The organism is uncultured Croceicoccus sp. (assembly GCF_947496385.1).
Taxonomy (GTDB): domain Bacteria; phylum Pseudomonadota; class Alphaproteobacteria; order Sphingomonadales; family Sphingomonadaceae; genus Croceicoccus.
This window is the reverse complement of record NZ_CANMCP010000030.1, coordinates 1-6,409: the sequence shown is the minus strand read 5'-3', so window position 1 is coordinate 6,409 and position 6,409 is coordinate 1. Positions and strand designations below refer to the sequence as shown.

Annotated in this window: 6 protein-coding genes; all 6 read right to left on the bottom strand. The window is 58.0% G+C overall.

Translation table 11 applies throughout. The features are described 5' to 3' along the window. A partial coding sequence (locus Q0897_RS15820; RefSeq protein ID WP_299310373.1) for a sensor domain-containing phosphodiesterase occupies positions 1–1,821 on the bottom strand: 1,821 nt, incomplete at its 3' end. 437 nt (positions 1,822–2,258) lie between these two features. Then, the gene (locus Q0897_RS15815; RefSeq protein ID WP_299310371.1) at positions 2,259–2,807 is read right to left on the bottom strand and encodes a YetF domain-containing protein; all 549 of its coding nucleotides are present in this window, start codon (positions 2,805–2,807) and stop codon (positions 2,259–2,261) included. A gap of 207 nt (positions 2,808–3,014) precedes the next feature. Next, entirely contained in the window at positions 3,015–3,974 is a 960-nt protein-coding gene (locus Q0897_RS15810; protein ID WP_299310369.1) for a YihY/virulence factor BrkB family protein, read from the bottom strand. A gap of 178 nt (positions 3,975–4,152) precedes the next feature. Further along, positions 4,153–4,977: a DUF3618 domain-containing protein gene (locus Q0897_RS15805; protein ID WP_299310368.1), complete on the bottom strand. Its 825-nt coding sequence runs from the start codon at positions 4,975–4,977 to the stop codon at positions 4,153–4,155. Continuing rightward, positions 4,974–5,420, bottom strand: coding sequence for a phage holin family protein (locus tag Q0897_RS15800; protein WP_299310367.1), 447 nt, complete (start codon positions 5,418–5,420; stop codon positions 4,974–4,976). The genes Q0897_RS15805 and Q0897_RS15800 overlap by 4 nt, the downstream gene beginning before the upstream one ends. Beyond that, entirely contained in the window at positions 5,417–6,049 is a 633-nt protein-coding gene (locus tag Q0897_RS15795) for a hypothetical protein (RefSeq protein ID WP_299310366.1), read from the bottom strand. Before Q0897_RS15795 ends, Q0897_RS15800 begins: the two co-directional genes overlap by 4 nt. Between the last annotated feature and the right edge of the window lie 360 nt (positions 6,050–6,409).

The window sequence follows — 6,409 nt, the reverse complement described above, 5'->3', positions numbered from 1 at the left end:
CTCCCCGAAAGTTAATTGATCACTCTCCGCACTTACCGACAGATTGCTGGTATGCAAGGTTTGTCCACGAACCCTAGATGCCGTCAACCAGCCCTCGAATTGTCTGGCTTCCATTGGCCGCGCGAACAGGAAACCTTGTGCTTCCTCGCATCCGACAAGAGCCAAGATCTCAGCCGCTTCCGCGGTTTCGACCCCTTCAGCGACTACCCGGTAACCCAGCTTGTGACCTAGGTTGATCATGGTTTCTACCAAGTCGAAGTCCGGCCCATGGTTCTGAACAAGATCGCGCACGAAAGCCTGATCGATCTTGACGACCTGAGCCGGCAGTTTTTGCAAGTAAGCAAGGCTGCTCTGGCCAGTCCCAAAATCATCGATTGCTACGCAGATGCCGATCGAAGCGAGTTCCCGCAGTATCCCCAGCGCTTGATCCGGCTGATCCATTATCGTGCTCTCGGTAAGCTCGATTTCTAGCTGATCGGTCCGCAGATGACGTTTCAGCAGGCCTAGTTGTATTCGCTGGATGAAGTCGATTTCTGCAAGATTGGCAGCCGAAATATTGATAGAAAGTTTGAGGCCGATGCCGCGCACTACCCAAGTTGACAAATGGTCCAGTGCAGCATCCAGCACCCATTGCGTGAGCGCTCGAGCCAGAGATGTTTGCTCTACTAAGGGAATGAACTCAGCGGGCGAAACCTCGCCCAGCTTTGGATGGCGCCATCGTAGCAACGCTTCAGCACCGACGCACTGTCCAGTAGCCAGATCGATCCGAGGTTGGAAAACGAGCCGAAGTTGGTCCGTCGCTTCCAGCGCCTCACCGAAATCCTGGAGCAGGCCGTACTGACGGCGATGAGTTCTGTCGCGGGAGGCAGAGTAAAGGCTGATTGCTTCATCTATAGATCGGGCATCCTGTGCTGCGCTGACGGCGCCGCGAAGGATGTCGTCGGCCGATCCAACGCCTATAGTGAAAGGGCTAACCCCCACGGCAAGGCTGGTCACGAAGCGCACTGAAGACGACGCCCGCATCCGCTCGAACTCGGTCTGCAGCATCTTCATATAGGCTGCTTCCCCAACTCCAGCCGGAGAGAGGAAGGCGAATTGAGTGGCCCCCACCTGATAAAGAGATCTGGTAGGCACAAGTGCTTCGCGAAGCGCGAGCGCAGCCTCTCGAACCATCTCATCCACCCGCCCGCTACCAAGAACGCGCATCATTTTGCCGACCTGATCATCGCGCGCGAGATCGACCACGACAGCGAAGCGCCTGTCACCGGGCTGGTCACCCGTAAGGTCGATCAAGTCATCTCGAAACTGGGTGCGGTTGGGCAATCCACTGACCGGATCGATCCGACCAAACGCGTGCTGTAGTTCGATTTGCGTCATCACCATCGCCGCAAGGTCGGTAAGCGCCCTCAACTCGGCTGTGGACGCCTCACGCGGCTCGGTGCCCAGGACACACAACGAGCCCAGGCCGTAACCCTCGCTGGTAATGAGCGGAGCGCCGGCGTAAAATCGCGTCCCGTTACGCGCCAGCAAGCTGTCAGCGTAACCTGGGTCAGCAAGAAAGTCCTTAATGACTAGCGGCCTGGTCGCTTCGGCGACCTCGGCACAAGGTGCCTTTTCGCGCGGGATAGTCCAATGATCGATACCGACACGTGATTTGAACCACTGGCGGTCCCGATCCGTCAGCGAGATCGCAGCAATTGGCAGGTCAAAAATCTGACTTGCCATTCGCGTGATTCGGTCAAAGCTCTCGCTTGCCGGAGTATCTAGCAGTTTGAGTTGATGCAAAGCATCCAACCGAGCCTCTTCCCGAAAATTGCGCACCAATTGCTCCTTTCGGTGTAGTGTTGCACGGCTAAGTTAACAATTTGTTTTGTTGCTGTACGCTAGGGGTGGTCAGCTAAGGTCTATCGTAGACACCCCAGGCAGTGCACAAGGGGTGTTCGAACATCAGAACTTTAGCACGAACGCTATGGTGGCTTCTGACAATGAGCGGTCGGTCCGCAAAGCGCCCCAACTTGGTCTTTCCAGCGGTTGCTCGGACTGTCCAAAAGCGGTCATTCGTTCATGATGCTGAAGACAACAAAGCGCGCTTTAGTTCCGGCCACGCAAGCAATTAGATTGAGTTGTGGTAGCTGCTGTTGGGGTTCCCGCACGACATTCCGAAGCTGCGGTCACTTATGAACTGAAATGGTTCGCAAGGAACATGGTTTTCATCTGGCTCGATGTAACGACCGTTTGCGAGATGCATGCAAACAACGTTACGAGCCGCCCGGTCCAACGTCCTTCATCAACTGCGCATTGTCCAAGGATGTATCGTCTCGAGGGATGATCGAAAACTTTCCGTCATTTTCAAGGATTACCCAGTTGGCATCGTCGAGGCTCAGGTGCCCCTTCTGCCTCAAAGCGTTGTAGATTTCGGCTTCGGAGATGCGTTCGGCGCGCATCGCGTCCTTCTGTAGTTCGCCCTTGTGCAACAGCATGCGCGGTTCTGCCTTGATAAGCTTGGAGAAAACATCGCTGCGCAGCACCAGCCAGGACGTCGCCCACTGAAGCGCGAACATGATTGCAATACCCAAGGCAGCGTCGGCTATACTGACATCTTTAAGCAAGATACCCGAGGCCGCGAGACTCCCCACCGCGACGGCCACCATCCAGTCGAAATTGTTCATCTGACTGGTCGTGCGCTTGCCCGTAACGCGGGTCATCGCAACGATCAGGATATAGAACACGACCGCGCCGATAGCGACGCTAGTAAGCCGATCGAAGCTGTTGAACCAGGTATCAATATCGCTGCTCGGTGAAGTCATTTATACGCTCGCAAGGGTTTGGCGGTTGGTCCTCGAATGAATAGCTAAGCACCGACAGGGCAGAGTGCAATCGGCGACACAAGCAGAATGACGGCGTTACGCAACCGTTCTCGCATGGTTCTCACCGAAATCCGGGCCAGACCCCGAAATCCCGTCCGGTGCAATGGTATGCGGGGTTGCCAAACCCAACATTCGGCGTTCGGCAGTTCAGGTTTTTTCTTCCCCGAGCGTATCGGCTTTGATGGCATCGCGATTGCCCATCCGCTCGTTCGGTCCGACCGTCGTATCGAGGCGGGTCTGGTGCTCGATTTCGGAATCGAGTTCTGCACCAAGCAGCACGATGTATGACGACACCCATAACCACATCAGCAATACGATAACGCCGCCGAGCGCCCCGTAGGTTTCGTTATAGCTACCGAAATTCCGCACGTAGAAGGCAAAGGCGATCGATGCGAGTAACCAAACCGTCACCGCCGCGACCGAACCCGGCGTGACCCAGCGCCATTCCGGCGCATCGCGCGAGGGACCATATCGGTAGAGCACGGACAACCCGCCAAAAGCGATAAGAGCCAATAACACCCACCGGCCATAGAATACAACGGTTTGAATGAAGGACGGCAGTCCAAGTCCGTCGGCAAGCAGGGGCAGGACGATCATCAGGCCCATCGCGATAACGAGGACGAGCACCATGAGAACCGTCAGCACAAGGGCTGTCGCATTGATCCGAAGAAAGCCACGCGTTTCGTCTTCGTCATAGGCGACGTTCATGCCGACCATCAGCGTTTTGACGCCTTTCGACGCGCCGTAGATCGCGAAGAGAATGCTGCCGAGCGCAGCCCAGCCCAACGTGGTGTTCGCGCCGGCGGCAACCTTGCGGGCTTGGTTCTCCAGTATTTCGGCTGCGTTTTGCGGTAGCCCGGCGGCGAAACTTTCGATCTGCTGTTCGACCACCATCGGATCAACGACTAATCCCGCGATCAGGATGATCGCGGCGATCGCGGGAAAGAGCGCGAGCATGCCGAAGAAGGCGACGCCTGCGGACACGACCGAAACATGGTCGGCTTCGAGCTCGTCCTTCGTTCTCAGAAGGATGTCCTTCCAGCCTTTCGCAGGAATGTGCGAAGGTTTCTTTGCCGTGCGCCCACGTGGTTCGTCAGTCGAAGTCATAGATTGCCAGTCGAATTATCCTAAGGTGATCTAACGCGTCAGACCGGCGAACACCGTTTGATGCCGCCGGCATGATTTCAGACAATTGCCCGATGCATCCGGGCTCAATACCCGTGCGCCAGTCCCGACAGAGATGAAACCTCGATCGGACTGGCGCAACTGGCGAGCAGGCAATGCGTTACGCCGGCCCTTTTTCTTCCATCTCGCGGTCGGCCTTGGCAACCGCTTCGTCCTTCTTCGCGCGTGCTTCGCGGCCAACCTCGCGGGCTTTCGCCTTGGCTTGGTCCAGTGTCTTGGCACCTTGGGGGCCCAGCTTTTCGCGCTCCGTTTGCGACGACGGTATCACCGATCCGGCAATGGCGCCGACGATGGCCGCTGCCAGCCCGCCGACGAGCGGATTGCTGTTATAGGCATCGCGTCCCTTGTCCATCGTGCGCCGACCACGTTTAGCCAGGTCACTTCGCGTTTGGCGCGCGCTATCGGCAAAGCTGTCGCGTTTTTCGCGCATGCGGTTGGTCGCGTCGTCGAGCCGCTTGCGATAGGACTTGTCGTCCTCGTCGTGATCGCGTTCGATCATCAGATAGGTTCCGCGATGTTCGTCGCGACGGCGGCGATAGATCGTGTCGTCTTCGTCGGGCTGCCGCTCGATACGCGACATATGTTCGACATAGCCGCGATGATCGGGATCGTAATCGTACGCGTTGCTCGAAACGCCGTCGCTTCCGGAATTGGATGTGAACGCCGATGGCTTGGCATCGTAATCGCTGACCAGCCAAATGCCACCGGCAGAGATCAGCGCCATGGCGAGCGGATTGCGGCGGGCACCGTCGAGGATGTAGCGCGCGTCGATGCCGTTCTCGTCCGCCTTGTCTAGCAAAGCGTCAAACAGTTTGCGCGGCGACATCTGGTCGCCGATCCGATCGACAGTTTCGCTCATGTTTTCCTGTGTGCGGCGGATGTCGGCTTCGATGGCGTCGGGGTCGCGAGTTTGGTTCTGGGTCATCGTTTTGCTCCGGAATGGGTAAGGTCGCCGGTGGCCGCATCAGGCGTGCGTTCGACCGTATCGATCGTGCGCTCCGGCTTGAGATTGGTTGCCTTCATCTTGCTTCGGGCGACGCCATAGAGGATGGCAGCCAGGATGAGGGTTGCAAGGCCGACCAGCAGGGTTGCCAGATCGCGGTCGTCGATGGCGTCGCCGATCAAATAGGCAATGCCCATCAACGTGACACCGAGACCGGCTATGCCGAACACCGCTGCGCCCAGAAGGCTCGCAACCGATTTCTGGATGTCTGCCACGGACTCGCGCATCTCCGCCTGGACGAGATTGACCTGCTGCTGCGCCAGATGCGCGCTCTGACTGGTGAGACGGCCAAGCAAATCTACGACATTGTCGTCGGTTCTGCCGGGCGTCGTCGCGCGGTCGGTTCTGTTGTCGATCTGGCTCATCGCGTTTCTCCTGTTGATCGGGAAGACGCAACGCTGGTGCGCGCCTGTGCCACGGTCTTTTCGCGATCACCCAGGCCCGTCGCCGCGGTGGGAGTGGTCGAGGCGCCGGTAGTGGCCGGAGTGTTCTCAGCTATGCCGGTCGAAGCACCATAGGTTCCGCGTGTCTGGTAAGCGTCGCTGCGGTCGCTGTCGTTCTGGCCGACATCGTAGTCGTCGTGATATTCGGCGCCGGCACGAAGGAAGCGGGCGGCAGCGAACCCGGCGGCAGCCGATGCAGCGAGGAAGGCTGACGGATTGTCGCGGGCGATCCGGCGCGTTTCGTTAGCCAGTTCACGCGGAGACTTGTTCTCCAATCGCGATGCCAGCCCGTCCACTTCGCGTGCCACGCTGCTGAATGCAGAAGCAAGCCAATCGGGTGCCCGGTCGTCGCCCTGCAGTTCGTCGGCGGCGGTTTGCATGGCCGAAGAAGCGGAATGCGCCGCGCGTCCGACCCGATCCTTTTCTTCGGCGGCCTTCGCTTCGCCCTGTCTGGTCGCCGTTTCCTTGAGGTCGCGGGCGTCGCCCTTGAGATCATCGGCTACGTCGCCGTGCTGAGAGCTACTTGTTCGGTTTCGTGGGGTGTCCACCATGGTTAATCTCCTAAAAAGATAACACTAGAGCGGTATCGCGCTGAGATTGTTCCGCAACTTGCCCAAGATCAATCGAATTGCAGCGTCCAAAGTCCGCGCATCTTGCCTTCGGGAAATCTGTACCAAAGAAAGGCCCCATGTTCAGAGATCGACACGAGCCATAGATAGTCTGATGGAAGGACTGCTTGCGAAAGGGGGCCAGCAGCACCATAGGGACCGCCTTTGGTCGCGCGTGGAATGTCGGCTTTCGACGCTGCAGCCACCAGATCCGGACAATCCGTTTCCGGCCCAAGAGCCGTCGAGCCGCTTCACCAAAATAACTGCAGTTCAGCTTGGCGCCCGAATTACAGCCTAAGAAGA